Consider the following 25224-nt stretch of genomic DNA (forward strand, 5'->3'; position numbering starts at 1 on the left):
ATGCGGTCTACTGATTTCAGCGATGATGATGTCGAGTCTGCATGCACAAACGAATAGGCCAATCAATACGCCAGAAGTTATCGCTGTTACGATTAACGGCGAGGAGGTTGCAGATTTTGCGAGCGTACTCAGGACAAACGACGGGAAGATTTTTCTCTCTGAGAATTTGCTACCAAAAGTGCGTTTGAATATCGTCAACGCGGAGATTTTTACCGTTGATGGGAATGAATATTACCGCATTGATAACCTGCCAAATACACAGGTTACCTTTGACGACGCAACTCAAACGCTGCATATCGTTGCTAGCGGTCCGGCGTTTAACGCGACTACCTACAGTATCGGCGGACAGCAACGTCGCAATGTACAAGAACCAGCCATCGGTGGTTACTTGAACTATGACATGACGTACAGTAAAGCCTCCAATAACTATAATTTTGGTGCGTTGCTTGACGCAAATGTGTTCGGCATCTCCGGCGGAGAATTTGAAATCCGCGAGATATATCGACAAACTTCCGTAATAAACTCTCTTTACCGGCTCGACACCAAATACGTCAAGGATTTTCCCGATTCGGTTGCAACTTTGACGTTAGGCGATTCAAGCACAGTGTCAAGTAACTGGTCAAACCAGGTTTATTTCGGCGGGATACAATACAATACCAATTTTTCTATCCGTCCAGATATTATTTCAACACCGTTGCCGACGCTTTCGGGTGTTGCGCAAGCGCCATCAACCGTAAATATTTACGTTGACAGCGTTCTGCGTTCTTCAACCAATGTAAACACCGGTCCTTTTGCGCTTAGTAATGTGCCGGTTTTCACAGGGCAAGGCAATGTGCAAATGGTTGTGCAAGACGCATTGGGGCGTCAGCAGGTAATTTCCCAGCCTTTTATTAACAGCGCACTTATGCTGCGCGAGGGAACTCATGCCGAGTCGGTTGAGGCCGGATTGCTGCGTGAAAATTACGGTCTTGCAAACAGCCGTTACGCACAAGCTTTTGCTTCTGGAACGTATCGTGAAGGCTTCAAATATGCAACAGTTGAAACTCATGCAGAAGTCGCTGTTCGAGGTCAAGATCTTGGCGTTGGCTCAACCTTTCCCTTATTAAATTCCGTAATTTTGACTACCAGCGTGGCCGGAAGCACCTCAGAATATGGTTCTGGTGGGTTGGCCCAAGTGCAATTATCCCATCAGTCACGGTATTTTAGTGTTTCTGCTAGCGACACAGTCGCAACCAAGAATTACTGGCAGCTTGGTTACGGCAACGGTAACCGGCCGGCATCGCACGAGTTTATAGCGCAAGGAAGCCTGTCTCCATGGTCCCGCGTCTCCTTGTCCCTTAGCTATTTGAACGATGCAAATCGTGATTTGCCGAACATCAAAACGGTAGCAGCGGGCCTCACGTTTGATCTGCGGCACTATGGCAGTGTGTCGTTTAGCGTTAGCAAGGGGTTATCGAGCATACGCACGACAACAGCCGGTGCTCTGTGGGTTATTCCGTTCGGCCATCAATCAGTTGCGACGGGTCAGATTGACTTCGCTCCACACAATACGGTAGCAAATTTTGAAGTTTCCAAGACTCCGGATCTTGAGGGTGGTTGGGGTTATCGTGCTCGCACCACTGCTCTAAACGACGACTCTCAAGACGTTGGTGTAACCTACCTGAGTAAGTTCGGGCAATTCGAACTTGATGCCAATCACATCGCTGGTCAGGTAAACGAGCAGGTTGACGCTACGGGTGGAATTGCTGTGCTCGGCGGTATTGTACGTCCGACACGGTGGATTGATAGCAGTTTCGCAATGGTCGAAGTCCCGCTTAAGCAAACCGTTGATGTGTACTCGAATAATCGGGTGATTGGTCACACTGATGGGAGCGGCATTGCACTGCTTCCTAACCTAGTGGCATACGAAAACAACAGCATTCACCTTGACGACTCCGAAATCCCATTGGACGTTACTCTTGATCTTGCGGAACGTACAGTTACCCCGCCGAAAAAAGGCGGGTACTTGCTGAAGTTTGAGGCAAAGAAGGTGAGCGGTGCAACTATTATTTTGGTTGACGAACGCCATCAACCGTTACCCGCAGGTGCGGTAGTTCGCGTTGGTGATCAAGCAAGCGAGCAAATCGCACTAAATGGTGAAGTGTTTATGCCTGATATTGTACTGCCCGCCACTGTCACGGCAACTTGGGGTGCTATGCGATGCACTGCAAAGGCGCTTGCCCCTGCCTCGCAAATCGTCCTCCCGACCGTTGGTCCTTTTGTTTGCGTTGCGCAAAAATGAAACTGCTTAAACTTGTTACGTTAATGTTGGCGGTATGTACTTGTGTAAATGCCGACGCCGATCCAACTTGTTCAGTGACGGCGAGCGGAGTGGCGTTTGGAAATTGCAACCCACTCGCCAGCCAGAACTCTGACAGTACTGGTTCGGTCGGCGTTACTTGTATTGGCTCGACAAGTGTGTCCTACACTATCGCTGCTTCAGCAGGGGCTGGCTCATATTCAACTAGGCAACAAGTGTCGGGGAGTCACACGCTCAATTACAACATTTTTACTGATAGTAGTCGAAAGATGGTCTGGGGTGATGGAATTAGCTCAGGCACTAATGCAATTTCCGGAAGCATGATTGCGACGTCCACTGGAGCGACTGAATCATACACTGTATATGGACGTATTTTTTCCGGTCAACAAACAGCGTGGGTTGGATCTTATAGCGATATATTGACCGTGACGATTGCGTATTAGTTTGATGTGTTACTTAGACCACGACGGCCTCACCGGGATTAAGGGCGAACTTAGCTTCATTGTGCCATGGAAGGCTCGTTCATTCGCGTCAGACCGGAATAGGTCGACGAACGTTCGCTTGCCATGTAGTGCCTCGACTGGATATGCAGAAGACTGAGTAGCCTGGGAGGCCGAGGACCAGACGCATCAGGAGCAAAGTTTCTGGTTATCCGTCTTACCTGAGCTGATCCAGTTTTTTAGCAGTAGTCTGAGTCTATTTTTTCTTGCCGTTTACTTGCAAAGTAGTGGTCGCGCAAATGCGCGCCGCGACAGCTCGCCTGGGGTGGGGATGTGTATTGAGAAAGATTCAAGGTGTTGAATCGCGTCAAGAAGGAAGGCGACACCCGCCAAGTGCCCTGAGCTAGAGGTTCGCAATACAAAGTCTGCCCGATGGTAGCAGCCGGTGTGTCGTCGCATAGACCCCCTAAGAATCGTGCGAAGGACCAAATTCCCTGTGGCGCAAACTGCGTTGTAGCGCAAGTAACAGGGCGCAGCCGAGTCAAGGGGAACGGGGTTGAAGGAGAAAATGGTGGCTAGCGCAGAAAACTCTTTGCGTTTGCTGGTCGAAAAATGGCTTGCGCCCACTCCGGCTACGCCGGTTCGGGTGACCCGATTTACTCGCACACGCTCGAAACGGCGACGCTATGTGCGCGTCGAGGCGGTGGGACCGGCAGGCTCGCTTGCAATTTTCTTCTTTCGACACGATGACGGCACTTGGCGCGTGTTTCCGGCTGAGAGCGAACGTGCGGCGATGAGCGTTTCCTAGCGTGCAATGTGATTAGGGTGTCTGCGGGCCACCTAACGCACGACTGTTCTACAGTGATTGGAGTCATCGATGCTCGACAGATTCAACCAGGTCACGCCCGAATATGCGCGTGACCTGGACGCATGGGCGCGCGCGTGGTATGTGGAAGCCGCCGCAGCCGGCTTTATCAGCTCGCCCTACCACCCTGACGCAGCGACCATAAAGCTTATGCGGGACTACTTTGTCGCCGGCCTGTGCCCCGCTGACGCCGCTGAGGCTTGCTTCGGACGGAAGCACTAAGGATCTTCGTTTTTCGCGTGCTAATCAGGCGGAGACCAGAAGCGAGGGTAAGAATGGAAAACGCTGCAATTGTTCGAGAACGTGAAGAGAAGATGGCTCGCATACAGGGAGTCCTGAGAGGCGATGAGCCTTCTATCGTTTACCAGCCGATCTACTCGCTCGCTCCCCGCCGCATGGTGGGCCTGGAGTGCTTGTCGCGGTTCTCGTCCACGCCGACTCGTGGGCCAAACCAGTGGTTTGCCGATGCCGACGAGGTTGGCATGGCCGTGCCACTGGAACTGAAGGCAATCCGCAAGGCACTTGCGGGTTTGTCGGCCGTTCCGGATTTCTATCTATCGGTGAATGCGTCACCGGAAACAATCTTGACCGGTGAACTTGAGGCTGCGTTTGCTGACATGGAGACCGATCGCATTGTCCTGGAAATCACGGAATCTGCCTGCGTCTCCGACTACGAGAAACTGATCCAGGCGCTCGAACCACTGCGGAGCCGTTCAGTCCGGATTGCTGTGGATGATGTGGGTGCGGGCTTCGCCAACATGCGACACATCATCAATCTTCATCCTGAGTTTATCAAGCTCGATTCGAGCTTGATTCGAGGCATCGATACCGATGCCAGAAGACGCGCACTTGTGGCGGCGATGGTCTCGTTTGCCACCGAGACCGGCAGCCAGATTGTCGCGGAGGGGGTCGAGACGGCCGAAGAGTTGGACGTGTTGAAGTCGCTCGGTGTCACAAGTGCGCAAGGATATTTTTTGGGTCGCCCAGTGCGAGCCGCCATCGCGGCCCGTCTGCTCGGAAGTTCCAGTGAGGAACGCCTCGCCGTTCGCACACAGCGGCGAGGTGCCTGACAAAGCCAAGTGCGTTGCACGAACATAAAGAAGGATTTTTTGCAGTAAGCCAAAAGCGCAATGCCATGAGATCAGTTTATAAATCATCATTTCGCATAACTAAATTAATATTTGTCATGCTGTTTCTACTCGCCGCGTTGGAGCCTTCCGCGCACACGCGCACGAGCCAAGATAGTGCAATCGGTGACATGAGTCGCCGCATCGCGACCTTCTTGCAAGGATTGTCGGAGATGATTGCTCCGACGCACGTTGCGCGTCTGCAATTCGGCACCGTCTGCACGCTTCCCGTCGTGCTACCGGCACCCGCAACGCTGGCGGGGCCGGTCGCAGCCCCGATAGGGCAGGTGGACGCTCGCCAACTGCATTGCATTTCAATGCTCCCCCCGTTGGAGATTGGCGTCGGGGCGTTTGTCGGCGCGTCCGACACGAATGTGATTCCTGACGCATCCGTAGCAGTAAGCCCTCTTATCGTCGCTGAGCCCAGCGTGCCGTTTAGCATGGACGCGTTGGCCCCGGCGCCCGTGTCGGCGCCTGCTGGGGATGCTATCCAATCGGCGGCAAGGTTGCCGATGCTGACCGAATGCGGAGAGGGTCGCGCGTGTGCTGAGCGGGCCGTGCCTGTGCAGAACAAGGAGATATTTCCCGCCGAGCCGTCGTCGCAAGCGATCAGTGCACCTTCTTTCGATCCTTGGGCCGTGCGTTTGGGCGCCTACGTGTTGCTCGTTGTGGGGCTTCTTGGTCTTTTGGCCCTTGGATGTTGGACGCTCTATAGGCGGCAGTTTACGCCGCAAGCAAGGCTCGTTCGCGCGGCAAAAAAGGGATTGAGACGTGGGGAATTTTGCCTGGAGTATCAGCCAGTGATCCGTATCCGCACTGGCAAATGCGTCGGCATTGAAGCGCTGCTTCGTTGGGGTAATCTTGAATTTGGTCTGGGAGGGCCAGCGCACTTCATGAATCGTCTCGAACACAGCAAAGTAGTTGGCCCACTGACTCGATTCATGCTTGCTGCCGTAGCCCGCGATTTCGCCGAGTTAAGCGTTGCGAATTCGTTCTATATCTCGGTGAAGGTCTCCGCTGCTCAAATGTCCGCCGACAGCTTCGTATCAGACGTGCACGAGTCGGCCAATGGAATATTGCCCCGTCTGGTTTTGGAAGTAACGGAGAGCGATTGCGCGGACACCGAGTCACGGGTGCTGGAATCGTTGGCATTCTTGAGGAAAAATGGGGTTCGATTTGCGCTCGCTGGTGCAGGCTTAGGCCCGGTCAACTTCCGCTTGCTCAGGAACTTCGATTTCGATGTGATCAAGATGGACCGGCAGGTGCTCGCTCTTGACAGCGACGAGCGCGCGTCGCGCCTTGCGACGATGGCAGGTGTCGCTCACGACGTAGGCGCCATGCTCGTGGCCGACGGAGTCGAAAGCGCAGCTCACCACCAGGCACTCCACGCCTCCAGAGCCGATTTTGGACAAGGTTTCTTTTACAGTCGCGCGCTGACTATTGCCCGACTGGAGGCATTCCTTGAGAGCGGTGGACCGTCACGTCTTGCGGTTCAGAGAAGGCGCAGTGCCGAACGAGGCGGTTCACTACGCCGGCACTCGCCTTCCGAGACTTCGAATTTGCAAGCTCGCCGGGTCTAACCTGACCTGGACGACTGTAGAAGTCTGTCGGCAAACACTGTTAGCCATTCGATAAGTAGGCGTCGATCAGCACCTGATAACCGGCCCACGATGGTCAAGATGGCCTTCGCTTGGTCATCTTCCCTGTCGGAGGTTTCCGTCACCAATTGATCAAGTTTGCACCCGTAGATATCCGCCAACTCCGCCAAACGAACTACCGTTGGAATCGCAACGCCTCTCTCCATCCGAGAGATAGCTTCTTGCCCGATGCCGAGCCTTTCCGCGACCTGCTCTTGAGTGAGATTCGCCATCGTGCGGCGGTAGGCAATAGCTCTCCCCACAACTCGTGCCAGTGGCATTCGGTCATTCTCGTTCACTTCACCTCCGGTTAATTTGCCACCCGAATAGTGGCAATGCAACCTATTGACATGAAGGGCGTAATAGGGTGTTATACACCTTATTAGGTGGCATAGTAAAGCGAACGATTGTACGTAAAAGTTGCCGGGCGAGGGCTATCAGGGCGGGTAGGTTCCGACCAAAGGGCTTGCGTCCGAAGCGAATCGCCGAAAGACGGCGGCTGACGACAGCCTTGAAACCCGAATTTCATTGACTGCGTCCACGCCCTGATCGATAGACGCTGGCAAAAGGCGAGGCAGTCATACGACCGCAAGGGTCATGACAGTGAATATATTATGCGTTACAAGAAATTGGCGACGGAAATCGCAAGGCTTATTAAGCGCGGCGATCTCGCCCCAGGTATGCGTCTCCCGTCTGTGCGGCAGGCGACCAAGTCATATGGTGTAAGCCCGGCAACCGTCGCGCACGCATATCAATCGTTGGAATCTCAGGGGCTGATTGAGACACGCCCACGTGCAGGGCATTTCGTGTCGAAGCTAGCGGGGCAGACATGGCCTGGACCGTCGTTCGTGAGAACGACCGAGGTCTCCCTTACGCCTGAAACAGACGATCTCTTATTTCACGTCCTCAGTTCGTTCACGACACCCGGTATCGTGCCGCTTGGCGCCGCGTTTCCGAGTCCGGCGATGTTCCCGTCAAATACGTTGGATCGCTCACTCGCGTCAGTTGCGCGGACGATGGGTGCCGGGGTGGCGTGCATGGAACTGTCTTCAGGTAACGAAGGTTTGCGCCGTCAGATTGCTCGTCGCTACATGGCTGCGGGGATGGCGGTTCCGATTGATGAAGTGGTCGTGACGGGCGGAGCGTTGGAAGCACTAACGCTTTGTGTGCAGACCGTAACGCGCCCCGGCGATGTCGTCGCAATCCAGGCACCGGCCTTCTACGCAACGCTTCAGATACTCGACAGGCTACGGCTGAAGGCTGTTGAGATTCCCGTCCATCCGAAGGAAGGTCTCGATCTTTCGGCGCTTGCCGATGCACTTAAACAGCATCCAATTCGCGGGCAATGTCCCATTGGCAGTTGAAGGTTGGGACGGCGGGTGCGGCATAGGTTAGGCGACCTTTCGATCATGGTCAATGTTCGTTGTTGAGGGCGGACGCTTCAGCGCCGCTGCGAGTACCCAGAGCTCACTCACACCGAGGATTTTGCGGAAGTTTTTCTCGGCTTCCAGGAACCCGGCGGCCGCCCAGCGCACCGCCATGTCGGCATCGCGATAGCGCTTCACACGGCCCGCAACACGGCGTACCGCACCGTTCGGATTCTCGATGAGATTGGTCGTCGACAGGCCGCGCATGAGCGCCGGCGTCAGGCCCAGCTCGTTCACCGTGAACGTCTCCTCCAGTCCTTCGAGCAGCGAGGCCGAGGCATCCGGGTGGTCGGACTGGAGCCACGCCGCGTGCGTCTTGAGCTTGGCCATGCCGTCCTTGGCCGGCAGCTTGTACGCTGCTTTCATGATCGCCGCGGTTTGCGAGATGCATTCTTTCGGCAGGCGCTCAAGGACGTTGCGCAGCTTGTGCGTACGGCAGCGTTGCACGTGGGCGCGCTCGCCGAAGAGCTCTTCGATCGCCGAACGCAGCGCCTTGGAACCGTCAATCACGAACAGGTATTCCAGGTCCGTGGACAGGCCGCGATCGATCAACCCGCGCAACAGATCCTTGACGACCTGGGCGTTCTCGCTCGATCCGCTCACGAGTCCCATGAGGTGTTTCTCGCCGGTGCTGTCCACACCAATGGCCGCGATGATATGCCGCGTGCCGACGATGATGCCGTCCATGTAGATCGCCAGAAAGTCGCGTTCATCGAAGCGCCGTGCCATCAGCTCGCTGAGCGCCGCCTGGCTGGCCTGGATGAACTCGCGCGAGACGCTGCTCTTCGAAATACCGACGGTGCCCGCCATCTCGGGCAACACCTCGGCATATTTGCGCGTCGACACGCCTGTGACCATAATGTCGTGCACGCGCTCGGCCAGTCGCGGATTCTCGTTCAATTGCTCATAGGCAGGAACCGGCACTTCGCCGCCACCTCGACGCCGCAGGCGCGGGCGTTCGACATTCAGTTTGCGCTCGTCCATCACTATCTGGCCTCGCTGCGAGCCGTGCCAGCGGATCTCGCCGCCCTTGCGACCCGGATGCTTCTCGCCGGCGACGTCGGTGGCGGAAATCACCAGCAACTGCTCGACCAGGCTGCGACCGGCGTCGTACATCAGCTCGTCGATGCTCGTGCGAGTGTTCTGGATCAGGTCGAGCATCGGCAGCAGGAGCTGACTGTTCTCGGCGAAACAGGCCCGCAGCCGGTCTTCGTTCTGCTTGGCGACGATGTTCAACGGCGCGCTGGCCTTGGGGGCCTTCTTCCTGGTAGGCTTCATGTGGCGGTTCTCCTTGGTTCCCTGTCCGGGAAGGTTGGTCGTGGAAACCCGATTCTCTCGGATTCCCAACGGGGAACCGCCGCCTTCAACCTTCAACTACGCTTGGGACATTGCCCTATCTCCTCTGTCTTTGAACTCTTGTGCGGATAGCTCAGTCTAGGCATACTAAAGCGCTTTTTCTACTCGCATTCAACGCTTTGCCAGAGGCACGCAAGCCATTGATAGATAAGGAAAATCTCAACTTCATCGCAACTCAGAAAAACAGGACTTGCATTTCATGAATTCGACGCCAGCGCAGCGCCCCAAAGACCTTTTGCCCCAGCCCCGCAAGCAGCCCATACAGGCACGCTCGAAAGCGCTTGTGGATGCAGTGGCACAGGCCTGCCTGCGCATTCTTGAAAAAGAAGGCGAAGACGCGCTGACCGTGAACCGCATTGCCGAGGTGTCGGGCGCTACTGTGGGCTCGATTTACCAGTACTTCCCCAACAAGGAATCGATGATTGCAGCCGTGTACGAGCGCATGCTTGATCAGGAATCCGAGCAGCTTTTCGCCATGCGCGAGCAGTTGCAGGGCCTGTCGCTGGAGGCCCTGTTGCGGCAGGTGTTTGCAAACATGATCCGGGTGGAGCAACGGCTGCACAGCCTCAGCAGCGCATTCCACGCGCGCTATCGCTCCGCTCTGCATCTGGGGCTGTGGCATGCGCCGCAGGCCAGCCGGCAGGAATTCATCAACACCACCTGGCTGCCGCTGCTGCAGATGCATGGCGCAGAGGTGCAGACCGACAACCCTCAGCTCGCCGCCTATCTGCTGGGCCAGGGTCTGCGCGAAATCATTCACAGCGCCGTGCAGGATGTGCCGGAGCAGACCCAGTCGCCCCAGTTTCTCGATGCCCTCGTCGCCATGGCCATGAGCTGCGTCACGAAGCGCTAGAAAAACAAAGCTCGACAACGGATCGCGTGATTGGCTTTGCTTAGAACGTTTTCAAAGTCTTTTGAGCAGCAGCACCAAGAAGGCGAAATGAACGCACTGCAAGCTGCTGTTCAGCCAGCGTTCGCAGTTCTTCCATAGCCTCCTGTTTTTCTGGATCGTCGGCGGAACCTATGGGTGAATTATTTGTGCGCGGCTAGCCAGGTGAAGCTCGATTCCGATACTTATAGAGCTTGCGACATGTTGCATCGAAGGAATCCTGTTCGGACGGGGAGATAGCTGGCCAAATGAGGGGTCCGCCATGTTCTTCGATGAGTTCGTCCAGGAGGGTTTCCACCGGGAGGGCAAGGCGATCGGGATCTTCATGGCGGCTTCGAATCATTTCGCCGCCGAGCATCCAGATGTGATCGCGGTGCCGAAGCAATGTGTTGGCGGTTTTGTAAATCCGACACTACACGGCGGCGCAAGGTCGAGTAAATCGCTCAACAATGGTCCGGCAGCCGATGCCGGCTACCGGTAAGAGTCGATTCAGAACGGTTCCGAGAGATCGTTGATGTCGCTGAGGTTCGGCGCAGGCCACCGCTCTCGGCGGATCAGCTCGATTACGTCTTCGCCGTAACGTAGCCAGATGCGCGTGCGCAGATCGTTGAGCAGCTCGTAAACGGCGAGTGCCTGCTCCGGAGACCAGTTCGTGTCGATCAGGAAGTCCAGCCCGCAGGACAGGCCAGAAGGCAACGGGGTGCGCCTGCTCATGGCTTTTTCTCCGGGCGTGAAGCGTTACGTTTGCGGGCTCGTTGCTCGGCGCGCTCCTTTGCCTCCTTGACGCGATACGACTCTCCCTCGATGGCGATGACCTCGGCACGATGCACGAGGCGATCGACCAGCGAGACCACGCATGCGGCATTGGGGAACACCTCTGACCAGTCAGAGAATGCTTTGTTGGTTGTGACCACCGTACTTGCGGCGCCATATCTGCGGCTCACCAGCTCGAACAGCAGGTCAGCGTAACGGTTCGAGTAGGCCAGGTATCCGACCTCGTCAATGACGAGCAGCGCAGGTGATGCGTAGTATCCGAGGCGCCGGCGCAGCGCTGCATCGCTGTCGGCGGCGGCCAGATCGCCCAGCATCTTGCCAGCCGTCGTAAAGAGCGCCGTGTAGCCATGGATGAGCGCCTGGTACGCCACGTTCAGTGCGAGTGTCGATTTGCCCACGCCGTTCGGGCCGATGAACACGGCGTTGGACTTCTCCTTCACGAACTCCAGCGCCATCAGTTCCTCGACGGCAGCGCGGTCGCAACGCGTGGGCCAGTTCCACTCGAAGTCGACCAGCGGCTTGAAGCTGCCAAGGCGCGCGGCACGGATGCGCCGCTCCAGCGAGCGGCGCGTGCGCTCCTCCTCTTCCCACTGCAGCAGCGGTCCGAGCCACGGTTCGCCCAGCACCTCGGACCAGTGAGCAAGCAACCCGTGCAACCTTAACTCGCTGGCGCGTTCGCGCAGGATGTCAGTCATGCTTGTCGTCATCGTGTCCTCCGGTGAGCTGATCGTAGATTTCCAGGCGGTGCGGCGTGACCACTGCGTCCTTGCTGCGGATGTGCTCGGGCAGGTTCAGCGAGACCGGTGGTGGCGCCTGGCGCGCGATCCGTCGACGCTCGAGTGCTTCGCGCACCGGGTTCGGATGGGGCGCCGCGTCGCTGGCGAGTGTTTCCTCGATGGCGGCCTGCAGCTCGAGCGCGCCGTAGCAGTCGAGCAGTCGCAGCAGTTGCGTGGTGATATTGCCGATATTGCCGCCCACCTCGGCTGCGCGCAGCATCAGCGCGCGCGAGGCCGGCGCGGCATGGGCCAGGTGGTCAAGGCCGCGATGCTGGCGTGCGGCGCGCTTGCGCTGGACCAGTTCATCGATATGGGCAGGGTTCTCGACCTGCTGGCCGCGATCGTAGCTGCGCATATGCTCGGCTACAACGTCGGCGCCATCGAGAATGCGCACCCGGTGTGGATCCGCGCGCACGGTGAGCGTGCGTCGTACATAAGCGGACGGCACCGTATAGTCGTTCAGGTCGAACCGGACGTAAGGCGTCTTGCCGACGCTCGCGGGCTCCTGCAGGTCGCATTCAAAGGGGTTGTCGGGCAGTGCGAGCAGACTGCCTTTTTCCCGCTCGAAGGCTTCACGTACGGTAATATCAGGCTCATCGGGACACGGGCGATCGGCGGCCACCGTGGCGCACCACTGCGCGGCCTGCGCGTTCAGGTCATCAATGTCGGTGAACTTGCGGGCTGCAAAGAATGAGGATCGGACGAAACGTATGGCGCGTTCCACCCGGCCTTTTTCGTTGCCGCGGCGAACGGCAACGGGTCTTGGCTCGAAGCGGTAATGACTGGCAAACTCGAGCAGTTGAGGGTTAAATCGGATCGCATCACCCTGGCGTTCGAGCACGGCACTTTTAAGGTTATCGTAGAGGAGGACGCGGGCCGACCCGCCCCAGGCCTCGAACGCGCCTACGTGGCCGAGCAGGAAGCTGTCCATGCGCGCATCAAGGAAGAACTTCAGCCAGATCTGCCTGGACCATGACAGCACCATCACGAAGGCCATCAGGGGTCGACTCGCACGACCAATCTGTAGGTGTCCGAAGTGGGCCCAGTCGACTTGACTTTGCTCCCCGGGCAAGGTGCGCAGACGCAGATAGGCCTCCGCTGGAGGGCGTGGCCGGTGCAGGGATATCAGATGTCTGAAGTGGTCCGGCCCTCCCTTGTAGCCGCGCTCTCGCACCATCGCGTACAGCCGGCTTGCCGTGAGCGAGGGGAATTTCTTTAGCGTGTCGTGGATGAACGGCAGGAACAGTTCAATCTGCGAAGGCCGCTGAACCCCTCCCACCCTTGGCAAGCCCGCCTGGGCCAGCACCCGCTGCACGGTGCCCCGATGCACATGCAGCTGACGGGCGATGGTGCCGCATCGCCACTTTTCCACGTGATAGAAGCGCAATATCTTCGCCTCCAGTTCCGTGCTGATTGTCATGGATCAAATCCCCTTGTTCCAGTAGTAGTCCGAAGCGGACGGATGACCCGGCGACGTAACGGCCCATGACGTACAAACTCGCACGCGCAATGGCAGAAGTGGCATTGTCCGGACGCGCGCGAGGCGCTCGCGATGGTGCCCGGCGGACTGGCCGCCGTCGCCGAAGTCGGGCCCAGTAGAGCATCAGCGGCGGGCGGGGACCAGGGGTGATGCGTCACTTTCGGCTGGCAGTGACGATAGCGGCGCCACCTGGCGGCGCGCTGCGACGGCAATGGTCCAACGCGTACAACCCTGCACGTGCACTCACAACAGTGGCAGCATCCGGAAGGATTCGCCCCGCCCATCGGGGGAAGCGACGCACTGGCCGCTGTCGTCGAATTCGTGGCCGGCGGCGCATCAGCGGCGTCGAGAACACAGGGAAGATGCGCCATTTCCCTCAGGCGCTGACGATAGCGGCGCTGCCTGGCGGCGTGCTTCGTCCGCCCGGGCAGGCTGTGCTGGTACCGGCGGCCTGCCGCGAGCAGGCTGGCCCGACGCGCGTCATCGGCGCACTCAGGACTGCAGTACGACTGTCCGAAATCGCAAGTTCTGCATACGACCACCTGCGCCCGGCACCGGGCGCACAGGAACAAACGGCCTGAGTCCGGCATCGGCGCCCCCGTATACGCCGAACGCACTCACTATCGACGGTAACGGCAGGCCGTGCCATACTGGCGCGGCACCGTACCTGTACGGTGAGTTGTGTGGGGCCCGGCACCGCTCGAACCTGGCAGTTTGAGGTGTCGGGCCTGTTTTTTTCGGCGCTGTGTTCTCAACGCCGTTCTTCTACCTCATTCCGGATTCGCCGTCACGTGCGTCGTGCGTGTATGCGCTCGCCCTACGGGCTCCCGCATACACGCACGACGTCGATACGCCTGCCTGCATCGCCAGTAACTCAGGAATTAAACGAGACGCATTTCTTTCTGTAAAGCCACGACGGCGCCATCTTTTGTCGCATCCCCACCGCCGTTCACAGGAGCTGCCGGGCACCGCTTCATGTGGATGTCGCGCGCAGGCAGTTGCGCGATCCAGCGTAATGCGCAGTCGTTCCCGAGTGAGGACTCACATACCGTTGACGGCTCCACAAACAGGATGTGCCCTCTTCCACCGCCTACTCGAGGCAAAACACGACAGGAATTCAGGGCAGCTGCGTCGAGAATCGTCAACCCAGCCAACGCGCTGAAGTTTGCTTGAGGAATGGGCGCGTCACGATGGCCTTAAGATAACTGCCGATTATCACGATGCACTTGTTTTTTACTGTGCGAAGAAAATCCACCCGAACGAGATTCCCGCCCCTCTCCGCTGAACCCGCCGGCTTTCGCGACGCAGACGAACTCGCCGTACTGCGGCCGTGGTACAACAAGTTACCGGTGCGGCGGCGTGCTGTGGCGTGTTATCTGCCTTCCGCTCCGGACATCGGGCCGCCGGATTTGACGTGCCGCACTGGGACCCCGAGCAAGGCGGCTGCTTCCTTCGCGCCGAGGTGCGGGATTCCTATTCGCCACTATGACGTTTTAAACCAAGTGTTGCCAAGTGTGCGTGTAGATCTTGTTTCGTCGTTACACTCACCGCCCAATCGGGGATTTGTCGAGCCAGATCCATCCTGAAGACTCCGACTGTGTGGTCCCAAGGAGCCTGAAACTCATCGTCCGTAGGACATGTGGAATTGATTTGGTCGCCGCCACCGTTAAGGAGTTTCAGAAACGCGACGACGTTGCCAATTGACGCGCTGAGAAGGAACAGCAGTAAAGATGTCTGCTCGGCACTCCAGTTGAGATAGTGGCGCCGAGGCGTGAAGCTCCTGTTGGATTTCGCCGTTCCGCCTACCCGCTCGATGCGCAAATACGACGAACCATACTTGCTTCCTCCCAAATCAAACTTAGTGGTTCGCGCCTCTACCTGCTCATTGTCGGCGACGTCCATAGACAGTTGAAATCCACCGGCCTGCACGCGAAAGCCGTGTTTGACGCTGTTGTACTCGTCAATGTTCTCGCGCCTGAGAAACAGTCGAGCACTGCGCCCCCACAGGTCGGCGAAGCCGCTAACGACGCGTGCACGCTCTGCCTCGCTTACGTCCATTCTGCTGTGGACCACCGCCGAGATCGTCTCCCACGTTACCGGGGCCCCTTGTACGACACTCAGCGAATTGAACCTGTTCTCTGATATCTGTTCAACCAGCGTTCGCAGCGATTTCGTCTCGCACTGCTCCAACCAACCATACACGCAAGTAGGTGCCTGTACCAGCGCCCCGGCAAGCGAAAAGAAAGTCTCTAGCGCATGGTGATAGGCAGACCGCAGGGCGGTTGCCGCGCGGCGATCGTCATCGACAGATGCCTCTGCGGAACGCATACGTTCGGCTATGAAACTGAAATAGGCGGGGTCAATGCCATTCAAGAACTCCAGGTTGTTATTGTCTTCAGGGTGTTCCCAAACGCAGTACGGTTCGTCCAGCACGGAAAACACGTGACTCTTCATCGGGCTGTCGCTCATGGGTATTGTTTCGCCTGGTAGCCTGCTCTCGTTAAGTAGATCGCGCCACGCCCATCGTACTACGCGGGACTTCGCCCCAAGCACATGCGTTCAGTCGCATAGGAGTGAAAGCAAAGCCGTCACTTTGGCGACGAAAAACGCCGTCAGGCCGAGACCATACTAGTGACACTTTTGTTGCGTCCTACGGCGGCCGCGGCGATGCCCCCGTTGAACGCGAAATAGCTCCCGCGCCGTTGTCCGAAGCTTTCGGCGACCAGCTGGAGCGTCGAGGTCTTGCCCGCGCCGGCAAAGGCCTTGATCTCCAGGTCTCCGCCCCGCCGCGCCAACTCAACGGCGGGCACGCTGCTCCTCAGTCGGCTGAAACAGGACGGTCATGATCGGCGTGAGTGCGGGTTTCAGAGTAACCACTTCGCGCCTATCTTTTGCGCGCGTTCAAGCAATCCCTCATCTCGCCGAGCACGTTCCTTGGGCGTATGAATTAGGCGCTCAAAGCGCTCCGCGTCGAAAATGATCTCGTTCTGGTAGATGGTCGGCGCGACTGTCGCATCGTTGGACGACGTTAAGTCCTGTACCCTGAGTTTCATGCTCTCGCGCAGCTCCCCGGTATCGATCTTCACCTCCATCCGATGATGCAGACACTGGACATAGAGTTCTATCCACACGCCTTTGTCAAGCCGACCTGTCTCCAGTATCTTCGCGCGCGGCACGCATTCCCGGATATGGTTGGCAAGCTCGTCGTTTTGGCCGATCGGCTGGCCAAAGAGTTTTTGCGTCGGTCCAAAGTAGGCGATCATCCACGGGAGATTTCTCAGATGGGCGCCGGTGTAGCAAAAGCCGCGCGAGTCGAACCACTGATCGAGCATTCGCTCTGCGAACGCGTCGGAAAAGCGGAAGCCAAAGTCGTCTCGAAGGATCAGCACGATCCGGTCAAACTCCGAAACCGCCAGGTCGATCAGCTGGCGCGCAACCGGACCCATGGCCCGACGATCGCTCTTGCCGTGCGATTTGCGACTGAGCCGAAACGGACAATGCTCGAGGTCAGTCAGGTCATACGCGAAGCCCTCGACCGGTGTACCAACATGGCTGCCGTAAGCGCGGGGGCTCCTCTCGTGCCTATGGTAAACGCCCTTTAGCTGAATGGCGTTGTCGCAGTACGGACATACTGCGAAATGTTTGTCATCGCCCCGCAGCGGCCCCGGCCGAAACCAGGGTGCCCGCCGTCCCAGGCGATCCTCGACCTGCTCCCGGGTGACCGGATAGATAGCCGTGCGTCCCGCGCTAACCTTGAAGTGCGCCGTCATTTTTGATATTCGTTACCTGTCTCTTTTGGAACCAGAAAGTGATGCAGCGTGCCTTGCGCACCACCGTAGCAATCAGGTCTCCGCTGGGGGCGTGTCGAATCTCGTCAGCAACATCGACGTCTAGGTTCGAGGCTGCGACAACAGATAGGACGTTGAGCGTCTTGACCTCATCGTAGCGCAATACGAATATCACCCGCGATCGGATGGAAGCGCGCCCCGTCGTCGACGAACAACCCAGCCTCAATATTGTAGGCCGGTCGCGCTCAAGCTTCCGGCGCTGCGCCTGGGCGACTATCAACCGGTCACGCTGGCTGTCTGATGCCTAAATTTTTGCGAGGCGCTGCCGATAAGATGCTTACCTGAATTCCAAAAAAGCAACCGATGAGAACGCATTCGTATCCGCAATTTGCACGCAGAGGCCTTGCTTTCGCCATTGCGGTTTTCTTTGTGACTGCCCTAGTGATTGAGCTGTCGAAGTCACTTGCGCTACCTGGACCTCTGCTCATCGTAGCCCAGGCCATAAGTGCTTTTCTCTTGTTGCCGTTGCTCGCGACCGGCGGATTCGTCACGAACATGGCCGAACAACAAACGAAGGGAATCCCGTTCACTGAAGACAAGAGCCTCCGCGCCCTTCTCGAGCCGTTCCTCTTAGACTCAGAGCAAGGCATCGTATTCGGCTATTGCGAGTCGGAGGTTGCGAACGCCTATGCGTTTGACCCTCTCTTTGGCGGGAAAAAAATTATTGCGATCACAAGCGCCCTTCGCGACCGAGCCTCCCCTGACCAGCTCGTTGCGATCGGGGCTCACGAAATCGCTCACTTTCGACATGGAGACGCACGTAACAAATGGTATCTGTTAGCTTTCCATCACATGGTAAGCACTTGGCCGCGCCTGTTCGCGATGGTGTCTGATGCTGTCCTCAAAAAGGCGTTGCCCGCGGGAGTATTTTGTGCCGTCCTGGTGGGGCTGGTTTTGTTATGGGCGCGAGGACCGTCTGCAATGGTTAGTTTCTTGCTGTCATTGGTGACGGCAAAGCTAATTCTCTACATTAGCTCTGCCGTGGCGCTAATCTGGGCCGGACGCCTATTTGATCGTAAGCTTCATGCGCGGTTTTGCGACTACAGCAGAGAGCGAGAGTTTGCTGCCGACGCCTCCGCCGCGAAAATGACTTCACCAATTTTGATGACCTCAGCGCTTGAACAACTTGATGATCCGGGCAACGTAGTCGGCATCTTCGACACCCATCCGCCGATTCTGGAGCGCAAGGCGAGATTGCTAAAGATGTGACCCTCCAGCTTAACGGTCAGTCGATCGGAGACGTATCGATCGCTGCCGGCCAGCTACGAAGACCTTTCCCCGCACGCGTCGCCAACGCGGGGGCTTCTGGACTCCAACCTGCTCGGACAGGCGCGCCCTGACCGGTAATCGCTGAGAAGCCGCCTCCGGTTAGGCGCGCAAACGCGTATCACTAGTGCTGTCGTCCGCGATGATTGCGTGGACCTGACGGCGCACCATCTACGCAATGCCTAGCAGCATTGGGCGAGTATAGGCGCCCATCATTCTCAGCAACCGGGAAACCGGTTGAACGACGCGTCCCGTTTGATCCAGCGACACCAGTGAAATCGGTGGCGCATTGTGCTCACGCTGAAGCATGATGCGACCGAGCGCGGTCGCGATGTCCTCCGGTTGGTCAAACCCGCCTCGAAGCAGCCGCCTTACGCCACCCGCAACAAGGTCGGCAACCTGAATTCCGGGGCTGGAGTCGGAATCGGCGAACTCGAAGTCCTCGTAGAGGACCTTCCCGAGATTCGTTCCCGAGTTGATCGTTATCCCGTAGTCGCGCTGCAGGTATTCGGGCGCCTCGCCCTCTTCGTATTCGAATCGCCGGAAAAAGCTGTAATCGGCGCCCTCCAGCATAATCATCGGATCCTGGAGGGAGCGCGATTGCAGGAGGCCGGCAAGAATGTCCTTGAACGCTCGCTCGTATTTCGTCGGCGACTGGGCTTTTCAATCTATGCGCCAACGAAACGCGGACAGCGCGGACGGGTCCCGCTGTACAAAGTACAGTGGAGCTTTTGTCAGGATCGTGTGGAACAACCCCACCTGGCAAACGAGTTGCGTATATAGCTGCAACGGCAGCGTTTCGATACCGTCGGCAAGCGATGCGAGGGCGGCACGGCCCTCCTCGTACAGCATCTTCGGAACGTTCTCCCGAATCTTCCGCGCCTGCATGTTCCGATGGTGCTCTACCTGCTCGGAACGATGAAGACCAACATCGACGGCCACGGCGAAGGCCAATCCACCCAGCCTGCCGAGGCTACCGAGAAACGCGCCATAGCTGTCCTCCGCAAGGTCGCGAAGCTTCGTTTCAGCGCCCGCGCCCGAGTCCGCTCTCAGTGCGGAGATAAGATCGGCAACTTCGTTCAGTTGCCGATCAGGAATAACGTAGGCGGCAACGACACAGAACGCGCTCTTCCGGTTCGAGAGGACGAACGTACCCGATTCGTCCACGAAAATGTTGAGGCCGTTCGGCGATTCGGGGTGACTCACTGAAAGCCTTCATCCGATTGCGCGAGCCATGTGAGCAGTCGCCCCTCCTTGTTGGCCTCGAGTTCTCCAAGAATCCTATTGAGCGTGTGTGCGCGCCGATCAAAATATTCGTTCGCACTCTTGAGCGTTGGCTGAACTTGCAGTTCCACCAGGAAACCGTCAAGCGCGTACTTCAAATAGACCTCGAGGTTCGCACACAGCAGTCGGGCACTCCCTATCCGTCTCGCGCTGTGAACCACGTCATTTCGGGCTTGGTAAATCCGGCGAATGTGCCATTTCAGGCGCTCCACGTGGCTACTCAGTTTCCCTTTAAGTCGCCCAAGATTCGACAGCGCGTCAAGCAACTCCTTGGCAGCGGACCAAATGTAAGGATGATCGGCACAGGCGGCCAAAACGGCGGTTACGACCTCTGGTTTTCTGAAAAGTGAATACAAATCGACGAGCGTCATGTTTCCCAGGGCAATCGCAACCTGCGTATCGGGATCAACCAGTTGTGCGCCCAGTTCGATGAGCGCGAGACGCAGTGCATGAAGATGCTTGGGAAGGTACTCCAGGGTGACCACAGGCGCCAGTGCGTTCTCGACCGTGACGCCGATGTTGGTGCTATCGACATCGTTGGTCATAAACTCTAGCGCAGTCCACCAGTTGACGAGCTTGTTTTCGAGATTGGTCGTCTCGCTACCGAGTCGGTAGAGCCGGAACGCAGAATAGATCCGATCCTGCGCGCCGGGTTCGACGTTCTCGTGACCAGCGAGCCGCTGGATCTGCGCCATGAAACGCTCGAACTGCGCCGTGCTGACGGACGCGCGCGGATTCGGGATCGACTCCCCGGCAAGGTCGACCAACCCTGGGGCCCGGCGCGACGGGGTAGATACGAGAAATTTCTCGGACAGCTGGATCTGCCGCCGTTCGTAGCTATAGCGCATTACGTCGAGCACCCGGGCGATGCGGTCGCGAGCGATTGCGCCAGCCATGCGCGCTTCAGATGCTAGAACTGTCGTGGAGGCGAACACTTTGCCCCCGCCCTCCGTGGCAAACCGACGCGCGCCGCTCTTGGTTCCTTCGGGAAGCTCCGGCGCAGCGGTCGAGAAATTGATATCCGCAATCGTGTCCGGAAACTCTTCGGGCCGGGATACGCTCGCCAACGTATAGATCACCGTATAGTCTTGCGGCGGACGCTCGATGCGCGCCACGGTCCGACGAAGTGCAAGATTGAAATCGTACGGATGGCCATTGGTCGGGGACCACTGGCCGAGATGTTGCTTATGAAGCCAGAAGAGCGTTTCCAGGGTCCAGCCCGTATCAACGAGAACGCTAAGGAGCGCGCCGACGACGTTGCCGAGGGTCCTGAGCGACTCGGCGTCGTCGTTGATGTCAGCCCCGTCCGGCTGCGCGACCAGATCCCTGACCAGTGAAATCGACCGGGTGATATAAAGAGACTGCAGATCCACCTGCAGTTCACGGCAGAAGGTATCGATCAGTCGCCACGACAGCGTGACTTGCCCTGAACTCTCCGTCAGCTTTCCAGAAGGCTTCTCCAGCAGGTCGATCAAGTCTTTGGCCCGGCGAGCGAATTCGGAGGGCCGATTGACAACCGCGTCGAATTTGAGAATGGAGCGGGTCTCCGCGGCAACCTGGAGCCGATGTCCTTCGCTCACGCCGTCCACGCAAACGCGTCGAAGTTCGCGGATCGCGTTGCACGGGTTCATCGTCCGCAAGCGGAATGCGTCAAGCGACGCCTCGTGAACCAGGTTGTACCAGCATTCGGCAAAAAAACGCTGATGCCGCGTAACGGCCGGTGCGGCGGACATGCGGGAATCGATGCGCATGGATTGCGTTGGGACGGGAAAACGCCTATTCTATAGGCTCTGTCGCGACAGCATCTGGCGACTACCGAAAAAAGGGGCAAGGGTTCTGTCCGGTCTGGGCGCGTTCCCGCGGCAGTTCCCTCCCCGCCTACATGGACGGCCCGCAAATTGTTGCGGGCCGTTTTTTTTGCGGGTGTGCAACCCTGATAAGTCGTGTAATCAGACATGCGGTTTCTTTTGCCGGGCCGGGGTCAATGGCGCCAATTCGGACGGGCCGTCTTCGAGGTGAATTGACCCGACGGAGTTGCCGTAACTTGAGGCTGGAATTCGCGGTTCGGAACTGCAGACCGGCCGGCGCCACGCTCCTCGTACGATTAAGTCCGTCAAACACCGAGCTTGCGACGCTTGAGGATTACTACAAATTACGTAACGTTCTATACATGCATACCTCAAAGACGAGGGCTCGGACGTTTGGCCGGCCTTCCCAGCGAAATTTGCTGACGCTCAATCTCGGATTCCGTGAAACAAAAACGCGCGGAATGTCCGAAAGTCCCATCACATATGGTTCTCAGGCGGGATAGCTTGCTCATTCGAATGTTTCACGATTTTGTACCGAGCGCTCCGATGCCATTAAAGCCGTTCGTGGCTTTGCGCCCGGGTTAAGTTAGGTAGGAGCGCGCCCGACGGTCCGCGAGACTGCTCATCGTGTCTCGCTCGCGCTTTCAACTCCCGCGTAAGGAGTGTCTGGCGGCGACGCCATTGCCACTTTTTGCCTTGCCTGCAATGGCGCGTCCGAGCGGACACTGCCCTGCGCCGCAGGCGTTTTCTGTGTATTCGAGTCGCTGACGGTTAGTTGTGAAATTCCGTGCGTTGCAGAGATCATGTCGGCTGGGCGACAGATCCCCTGGGACTGCGCTCGACGTGGTCGCCACGCTGCGCGCATTTCGCGTTGCTCATAGACTGATGCGGCCCTTATCCCCAGCGTGACTTTATCGACACGGCGGTTGCGTTGGTATTGCTGGCGATTGAGCGCGGCGATGCCCCACTGCCTGGAACAGGTTCGGAGGAACCAATAGGGATTTGCCGTGAGACCTTTGCGCCAGTCGCCGGCAACCGACTCAGCGCCGAGATTCTTCCCTGACCGCTATCCGTACGGGGTCCCGAGAGCGGAAAGCGCAGTCGAGCGCGGCGAACGTCAGCATCATCGGATGCGTACTCGAGAGACCCGTGAAACCGAAAACACCCTACTCCCCCGTTCGCTTTTGCGCTGAGAATCGCGACCGCACTCGGCGCAGTCCCTTATCAAAACAGACCTGCTTACCGCACTCCCGCCGGTGATTTATCGTCACGCGAGAAAGGGAGACCCCCTAAAACGTCACTCGGTCGTTCCCTCGCCCGCTGCTGGCACTCTTTCGGCGTGGCAGCAGCGGATAACCAAGGGGGCTTCGACGTCGTAGAGAAGATTCTCGATCAACATCCGGCGCGGATCGAGTCGAGCAACGTCTAGCGGAGAAGCCTCCGGGGGAGAACGTCGGAGATAAACTCCGGCTCTATCCCGGAGAACGGATCGTGCGCAGAGCCAAACTGCGACTTTATCTAGGAGTCAGTGACGCAGACCGACCCGGGCGCCTCGGGATACGTCCGCTTCAACAAGGGGGCTCGCCCGTCTTGTGGGCGGAGAAGGCGAGGCTACCCGTACGTTTCGTCATCGGGAAACGTGCTGCTTTTGCCGCTAGCGCACTATCCCGACCCGTTTACCAATCATTGCCTAGATACTGCGTACCTGACTTGCCAGTTTCTACGTAGAAACTCGTTTCACCCGGCCCGGTTCAAAAGCGCGGGCGATACGCGACCGACTCCGTATCTGCTCGGAAATCGGTTCTTCCTCTAACTGGCTGTGATTCGGCGGAGCTTCGAAAGCAGGCGTTCATCAGGCGTATCCAAACACCAGGCGGCGGCGAAAACATAGCGAATAGGTCGCTCGTTGCTTAAAACGAGTTGCCATCTCCGTGCGCGGAAATTTCCACGAAACTCGTTTGTGCCGGCCTCGCGCAAAGCCGATCGTGGATGGCACGGGGCGCTCACAGTCGTCAGTTTCTACGTGGAAACTGCGCTTTCCTTCATCGCAGTGTGTAACGCAACTACTGGACGATGCGCCCCGAGAATCGAATTTAAATGCCACTGGTGACCGTTGACGCTCAGAGAGCTAGCGACCTTCACGGACTCGCCAGCTCCGCGTGAACTCCTATTCGGAGCGAAAAGGCCGTTCGTTTCTATGTCCGGTTGCCATCTCGGTAATGGGAAGTTTCTACGTAGAAACTCGTTTGTGGCGGCCTCGTGTTAATCCATTCGGCGAGGGATCGGGGCGCCAGAGTCGCCAGTTTCTACGTAGAAACTGGCCGGCGCCCAGTTAGCATCAAGCTCTCAGTCGGTAGGTCGAAGGCTCAGTTTCTACGTGGAAACTGCGATTTCCTTCGCCGCTGGGTGAAACGCAACTACGGGATGATGCGTCCCGAGAATCATATTTAAATGCCACTGGTGCCCGTTGACGTACAGAGAGATTCTAGCGTCAGCCAACCTTCATGGACTCGCCGCCTTTTAATAAAAGTCTGCGTGGACGCCTGGTCGGAGCGGAAAGGCCATTCGCTTCTACGTCTGGTTGCCATCTCGGTAATGGGAAGTTTCTACGTAGAAACTCGTTTGTGCAGGCCTCGTGCTAAGCCGATCGTAGATGAAACGGGGCGCTCACGGTGGCCAGTTTCTACGTGGAAACTGCGCTTTCCTCCGCTGCGGTGGTCCAACGGAACAATGGGACGATGCGCTCGGTAATCGACTTTTTAAATGTCACCGTTGATCGTTGACGTACAGAGGAGCTAGCTTCAGCCACCCGTCACGGACTCGCCGGCTTTTACGGAAAGCTGCGTGAACGCCGCGTCGGAGCGAAAAGGCGGTTCGTTTCTATGTCCGGTTGCCACCTCGGTAATGGGAAGTTTCTACGTAGAAACTCTTTCGTTGCGGGCTGTACCACGTCACGCTATTTGATAAGGCGCGCGGTGTGCCTGTCGCTCGCGAAGGTCTACAGATTTTGCGGCGTGTGGCTCCGGGGAGAACTCGACCTCAAATCTAATCTCCAAATGACTTCCGTAGCGCTGATCCAAAACCTCCGTTGTTGAACATCTTCTCTCCCGAACTTCCTTCGGCACGAGATAACGAAGACTTCAGGCTCGGTTCCCACAAAATTTCATTGAAATCGGCAAATTTCCTTGAAATATTTTGCCGCGCTGCCTAACATTCTGCGAACCTTATATCTGCCGGTTTCTACGTAGAAACCGCACGTGATGAGTCGTGAGCGGAACAACGAATGGAGCCCGCATGGCAGCAAAAATAATTACTGTCTTTAATCAGAAAGGTGGGTCCGGGAAGACGACAACCTCCTGCAACCTCGCCGGCGTTCTCGGCTTACGGGGACATAAGACCCTGCTCGTAGACTTGGACGAACAAGGTACGGCAACTCTTTCAGTTGGCGCAGCGTCTGATGATCGGCCGTTCCCGGCTGCACTAACGAGCCTGTCTAGAAGCCCACGGCCGGATCGTGAAATCGCAAAATTCGTTGATGACTATGACTTCATAATCATCGACTGCCCGCCGGCGATTCGGTCCAGTGCCCCGTCCGTTGCGCTGCTGATCTCCGATCTTGGTTTAATCCCGGTTGGCGCCTCGGGCGGCAACCTCTGGGCGGTTCAAGAAGCGAAAAAGCTTGGGGTTACCGCTCAGGTGACAAATCCCGACCTAAAGCTTCGCTCGCTCGCCAACATGGATCAAAAGGTGACGATTGTTCAGCAAATATTTGAAGCCGCTGAGCAAGATGAAGATATTCCGATGCTAAAGACGCGTCTGGGCTTCCGGACTGCGTACAAGGAGGCGGAGGTCTCCGGGAGCACCGTTTTGCAGATCCGCGGTGCCAAAGCAGCGCACAAGGAGATCAACGCATTCGTCGACGAAGTACTGAAGGTCCTAGGGGAGTAA

Annotated in this window: 22 protein-coding genes and 2 pseudogenes; 12 read left to right on the forward strand and 12 right to left on the reverse strand. The window is 57.5% G+C overall.

Features of this window, described 5'->3' with window-relative positions; genetic code table 11:
- The first annotated feature begins 22 nt into the window (after positions 1-22).
- The 6 genes from L5014_RS27740 to L5014_RS27765 all read left to right on the forward strand — a co-directional run bounded on the left by L5014_RS27740 (position 23) and on the right by L5014_RS27765 (position 6311).
- Entirely contained in the window at positions 23-2281 is a 2259-nt protein-coding gene (locus tag L5014_RS27740; RefSeq protein ID WP_238466998.1) for a fimbria/pilus outer membrane usher protein, read from the forward strand.
- A 23-nt stretch (positions 2282-2304) separates the two neighbouring features.
- Positions 2305-2742, forward strand: coding sequence for a Csu type fimbrial protein (locus tag L5014_RS27745; protein WP_238467036.1), 438 nt, complete (start codon positions 2305-2307; stop codon positions 2740-2742).
- A 568-nt stretch (positions 2743-3310) separates the two neighbouring features.
- Positions 3311-3547, forward strand: coding sequence for a hypothetical protein (locus tag L5014_RS27750; RefSeq protein WP_238467037.1), 237 nt, complete (start codon positions 3311-3313; stop codon positions 3545-3547).
- A 69-nt stretch (positions 3548-3616) separates the two neighbouring features.
- Complete coding sequence (locus L5014_RS27755) at positions 3617-3826, forward strand: hypothetical protein (protein WP_238466999.1); 210 nt, start codon at positions 3617-3619, stop codon at positions 3824-3826.
- Positions 3827-3879: 53 nt separating this feature from the next.
- Entirely contained in the window at positions 3880-4674 is a 795-nt protein-coding gene (locus tag L5014_RS27760; RefSeq protein ID WP_238467000.1) for an EAL domain-containing protein, read from the forward strand.
- Between the two features lie 188 nt (positions 4675-4862).
- Complete coding sequence (locus L5014_RS27765) at positions 4863-6311, forward strand: EAL domain-containing protein (protein WP_238467001.1); 1449 nt, start codon at positions 4863-4865, stop codon at positions 6309-6311.
- Here L5014_RS27765 and L5014_RS27770 read toward each other — a convergent pair.
- A complete protein-coding gene (locus L5014_RS27770) occupies positions 6308-6649 on the reverse strand; it encodes a helix-turn-helix domain-containing protein (RefSeq protein WP_238467038.1) in 342 nt (113 codons plus the stop codon). The two genes, L5014_RS27765 and L5014_RS27770, sit on opposite strands and share 4 nt — an antisense overlap.
- Before the next feature lie 333 nt (positions 6650-6982).
- On the opposite strand from L5014_RS27770, the pseudogene L5014_RS39080 reads away from it, so the two are divergent.
- Positions 6983-7165, forward strand: a pseudogene (locus L5014_RS39080) (GntR family transcriptional regulator); the annotation flags it as partial.
- Between the two features lie 51 nt (positions 7166-7216).
- On the forward strand, positions 7217-7732 hold the full coding sequence (locus L5014_RS38860) for an aminotransferase class I/II-fold pyridoxal phosphate-dependent enzyme (RefSeq protein WP_238467002.1): 516 nt from the start codon (positions 7217-7219) through the stop codon (positions 7730-7732).
- A gap of 27 nt (positions 7733-7759) precedes the next feature.
- On the opposite strand, the gene L5014_RS27780 is transcribed toward L5014_RS38860, so the two are convergent.
- On the reverse strand, positions 7760-9073 hold the full coding sequence (locus tag L5014_RS27780; protein WP_238467039.1) for an IS256 family transposase: 1314 nt from the start codon (positions 9071-9073) through the stop codon (positions 7760-7762).
- Positions 9074-9350: 277 nt separating this feature from the next.
- On the opposite strand from L5014_RS27780, the gene L5014_RS27785 reads away from it, so the two are divergent.
- Positions 9351-10004, forward strand: coding sequence for a TetR/AcrR family transcriptional regulator (locus L5014_RS27785; protein ID WP_238467003.1), 654 nt, complete (start codon positions 9351-9353; stop codon positions 10002-10004).
- A gap of 51 nt (positions 10005-10055) precedes the next feature.
- On the opposite strand, the pseudogene L5014_RS27790 reads toward L5014_RS27785, so the two are convergent.
- Positions 10056-10160 (reverse strand): annotated as a pseudogene (locus L5014_RS27790) (IS5/IS1182 family transposase); the annotation flags it as partial.
- Positions 10161-10302: 142 nt separating this feature from the next.
- Here L5014_RS27790 and L5014_RS27795 point away from each other — a divergent pair.
- On the forward strand, positions 10303-10521 hold the full coding sequence (locus L5014_RS27795) for a hypothetical protein (RefSeq protein WP_238467004.1): 219 nt from the start codon (positions 10303-10305) through the stop codon (positions 10519-10521).
- Positions 10522-10529: 8 nt separating this feature from the next.
- Here the strand turns inward: L5014_RS27795 and L5014_RS27800 are convergent, their stop codons facing one another.
- The 6 genes from L5014_RS27800 to L5014_RS27825 form a co-directional block, all read right to left on the reverse strand.
- Positions 10530-10754 carry a hypothetical protein gene (locus tag L5014_RS27800; protein WP_238467005.1) on the reverse strand — a complete coding sequence of 75 codons (225 nt, stop codon included), beginning with the start codon at positions 10752-10754 and terminating at the stop codon, positions 10530-10532.
- Positions 10751-11521, reverse strand: coding sequence for an IS21-like element helper ATPase IstB (gene istB / locus L5014_RS27805; RefSeq protein ID WP_238467006.1), 771 nt, complete (start codon positions 11519-11521; stop codon positions 10751-10753). The genes L5014_RS27800 and istB overlap by 4 nt, the downstream gene beginning before the upstream one ends.
- On the reverse strand, positions 11502-13010 hold the full coding sequence (istA, locus tag L5014_RS27810) for an IS21 family transposase (RefSeq protein WP_238467007.1): 1509 nt from the start codon (positions 13008-13010) through the stop codon (positions 11502-11504). The genes istB and istA overlap by 20 nt, the downstream gene beginning before the upstream one ends.
- Before the next feature lie 1533 nt (positions 13011-14543).
- A complete protein-coding gene (locus tag L5014_RS27815) occupies positions 14544-15539 on the reverse strand; it encodes a hypothetical protein (RefSeq protein ID WP_238467008.1) in 996 nt (331 codons plus the stop codon).
- A gap of 143 nt (positions 15540-15682) precedes the next feature.
- Positions 15683-15880, reverse strand: coding sequence for a hypothetical protein (locus L5014_RS27820; protein WP_238467009.1), 198 nt, complete (start codon positions 15878-15880; stop codon positions 15683-15685).
- A gap of 54 nt (positions 15881-15934) precedes the next feature.
- Entirely contained in the window at positions 15935-16840 is a 906-nt protein-coding gene (locus L5014_RS27825; protein WP_238467010.1) for a hypothetical protein, read from the reverse strand.
- Between the two features lie 381 nt (positions 16841-17221).
- Between L5014_RS27825 and L5014_RS27830 the strand changes: the two genes are divergently transcribed.
- Positions 17222-18127: a M48 family metallopeptidase gene (locus L5014_RS27830; protein ID WP_238467011.1), complete on the forward strand. Its 906-nt coding sequence runs from the start codon at positions 17222-17224 to the stop codon at positions 18125-18127.
- A gap of 228 nt (positions 18128-18355) precedes the next feature.
- Here L5014_RS27830 and L5014_RS27835 read toward each other — a convergent pair whose 3' ends face one another.
- The 3 genes from L5014_RS27835 to L5014_RS27845 all read right to left on the reverse strand — a co-directional run bounded on the left by L5014_RS27835 (position 18356) and on the right by L5014_RS27845 (position 21219).
- Complete coding sequence (locus L5014_RS27835; protein WP_238467012.1) at positions 18356-18763, reverse strand: DUF3800 domain-containing protein; 408 nt, start codon at positions 18761-18763, stop codon at positions 18356-18358.
- Positions 18764-18847: 84 nt separating this feature from the next.
- Positions 18848-19390: a hypothetical protein gene (locus L5014_RS27840; RefSeq protein ID WP_238467013.1), complete on the reverse strand. Its 543-nt coding sequence runs from the start codon at positions 19388-19390 to the stop codon at positions 18848-18850.
- Positions 19387-21219: a hypothetical protein gene (locus tag L5014_RS27845; protein WP_238467014.1), complete on the reverse strand. Its 1833-nt coding sequence runs from the start codon at positions 21217-21219 to the stop codon at positions 19387-19389. Before L5014_RS27845 ends, L5014_RS27840 begins: the two co-directional genes overlap by 4 nt.
- A gap of 3351 nt (positions 21220-24570) precedes the next feature.
- Here L5014_RS27845 and L5014_RS27850 point away from each other — a divergent pair.
- Positions 24571-25224: a ParA family protein gene (locus tag L5014_RS27850; protein WP_238467015.1), complete on the forward strand. Its 654-nt coding sequence runs from the start codon at positions 24571-24573 to the stop codon at positions 25222-25224.

The sequence above is a fragment of the Paraburkholderia tagetis genome (assembly GCF_022213065.1).
GTDB classification, from domain to species: domain Bacteria; phylum Pseudomonadota; class Gammaproteobacteria; order Burkholderiales; family Burkholderiaceae; genus Paraburkholderia; species Paraburkholderia tagetis.

What these genes read in the sequence shown, in the direction of transcription:
- L5014_RS27740 (WP_238466998.1), top strand. Translation starts at nt 23, where the DNA reads ATGATGATGTCGAGTCTGCATGCACAAACGAATAGGCCAATCAATACG.
- L5014_RS27745 (WP_238467036.1), top strand. Translation starts at nt 2,305, where the DNA reads ATGTTGGCGGTATGTACTTGTGTAAATGCCGACGCCGATCCAACTTGT.
- L5014_RS27755 (WP_238466999.1), top strand. Translation starts at nt 3,617, where the DNA reads ATGCTCGACAGATTCAACCAGGTCACGCCCGAATATGCGCGTGACCTG.
- L5014_RS27760 (WP_238467000.1), top strand. Translation starts at nt 3,880, where the DNA reads ATGGAAAACGCTGCAATTGTTCGAGAACGTGAAGAGAAGATGGCTCGC.
- L5014_RS27765 (WP_238467001.1), top strand. Translation starts at nt 4,863, where the DNA reads ATGAGTCGCCGCATCGCGACCTTCTTGCAAGGATTGTCGGAGATGATT.
- L5014_RS27770 (WP_238467038.1), bottom strand. Translation starts at nt 6,649, where the DNA reads ATGCCACTGGCACGAGTTGTGGGGAGAGCTATTGCCTACCGCCGCACG.
- L5014_RS27780 (WP_238467039.1), bottom strand. Translation starts at nt 9,073, where the DNA reads ATGAAGCCTACCAGGAAGAAGGCCCCCAAGGCCAGCGCGCCGTTGAAC.
- L5014_RS27785 (WP_238467003.1), top strand. Translation starts at nt 9,351, where the DNA reads ATGAATTCGACGCCAGCGCAGCGCCCCAAAGACCTTTTGCCCCAGCCC.
- L5014_RS27795 (WP_238467004.1), top strand. Translation starts at nt 10,303, where the DNA reads ATGTTCTTCGATGAGTTCGTCCAGGAGGGTTTCCACCGGGAGGGCAAG.
- L5014_RS27800 (WP_238467005.1), bottom strand. Translation starts at nt 10,754, where the DNA reads ATGAGCAGGCGCACCCCGTTGCCTTCTGGCCTGTCCTGCGGGCTGGAC.
- istB (WP_238467006.1), bottom strand. Translation starts at nt 11,521, where the DNA reads ATGACGACAAGCATGACTGACATCCTGCGCGAACGCGCCAGCGAGTTA.
- istA (WP_238467007.1), bottom strand. Translation starts at nt 13,010, where the DNA reads ATGACAATCAGCACGGAACTGGAGGCGAAGATATTGCGCTTCTATCAC.
- L5014_RS27815 (WP_238467008.1), bottom strand. Translation starts at nt 15,539, where the DNA reads ATGAGCGACAGCCCGATGAAGAGTCACGTGTTTTCCGTGCTGGACGAA.
- L5014_RS27825 (WP_238467010.1), bottom strand. Translation starts at nt 16,840, where the DNA reads ATGACGGCGCACTTCAAGGTTAGCGCGGGACGCACGGCTATCTATCCG.
- L5014_RS27830 (WP_238467011.1), top strand. Translation starts at nt 17,222, where the DNA reads ATGAGAACGCATTCGTATCCGCAATTTGCACGCAGAGGCCTTGCTTTC.
- L5014_RS27835 (WP_238467012.1), bottom strand. Translation starts at nt 18,763, where the DNA reads ATGATTATGCTGGAGGGCGCCGATTACAGCTTTTTCCGGCGATTCGAA.
- L5014_RS27845 (WP_238467014.1), bottom strand. Translation starts at nt 21,219, where the DNA reads ATGCGCATCGATTCCCGCATGTCCGCCGCACCGGCCGTTACGCGGCAT.
- L5014_RS27850 (WP_238467015.1), top strand. Translation starts at nt 24,571, where the DNA reads ATGGCAGCAAAAATAATTACTGTCTTTAATCAGAAAGGTGGGTCCGGG.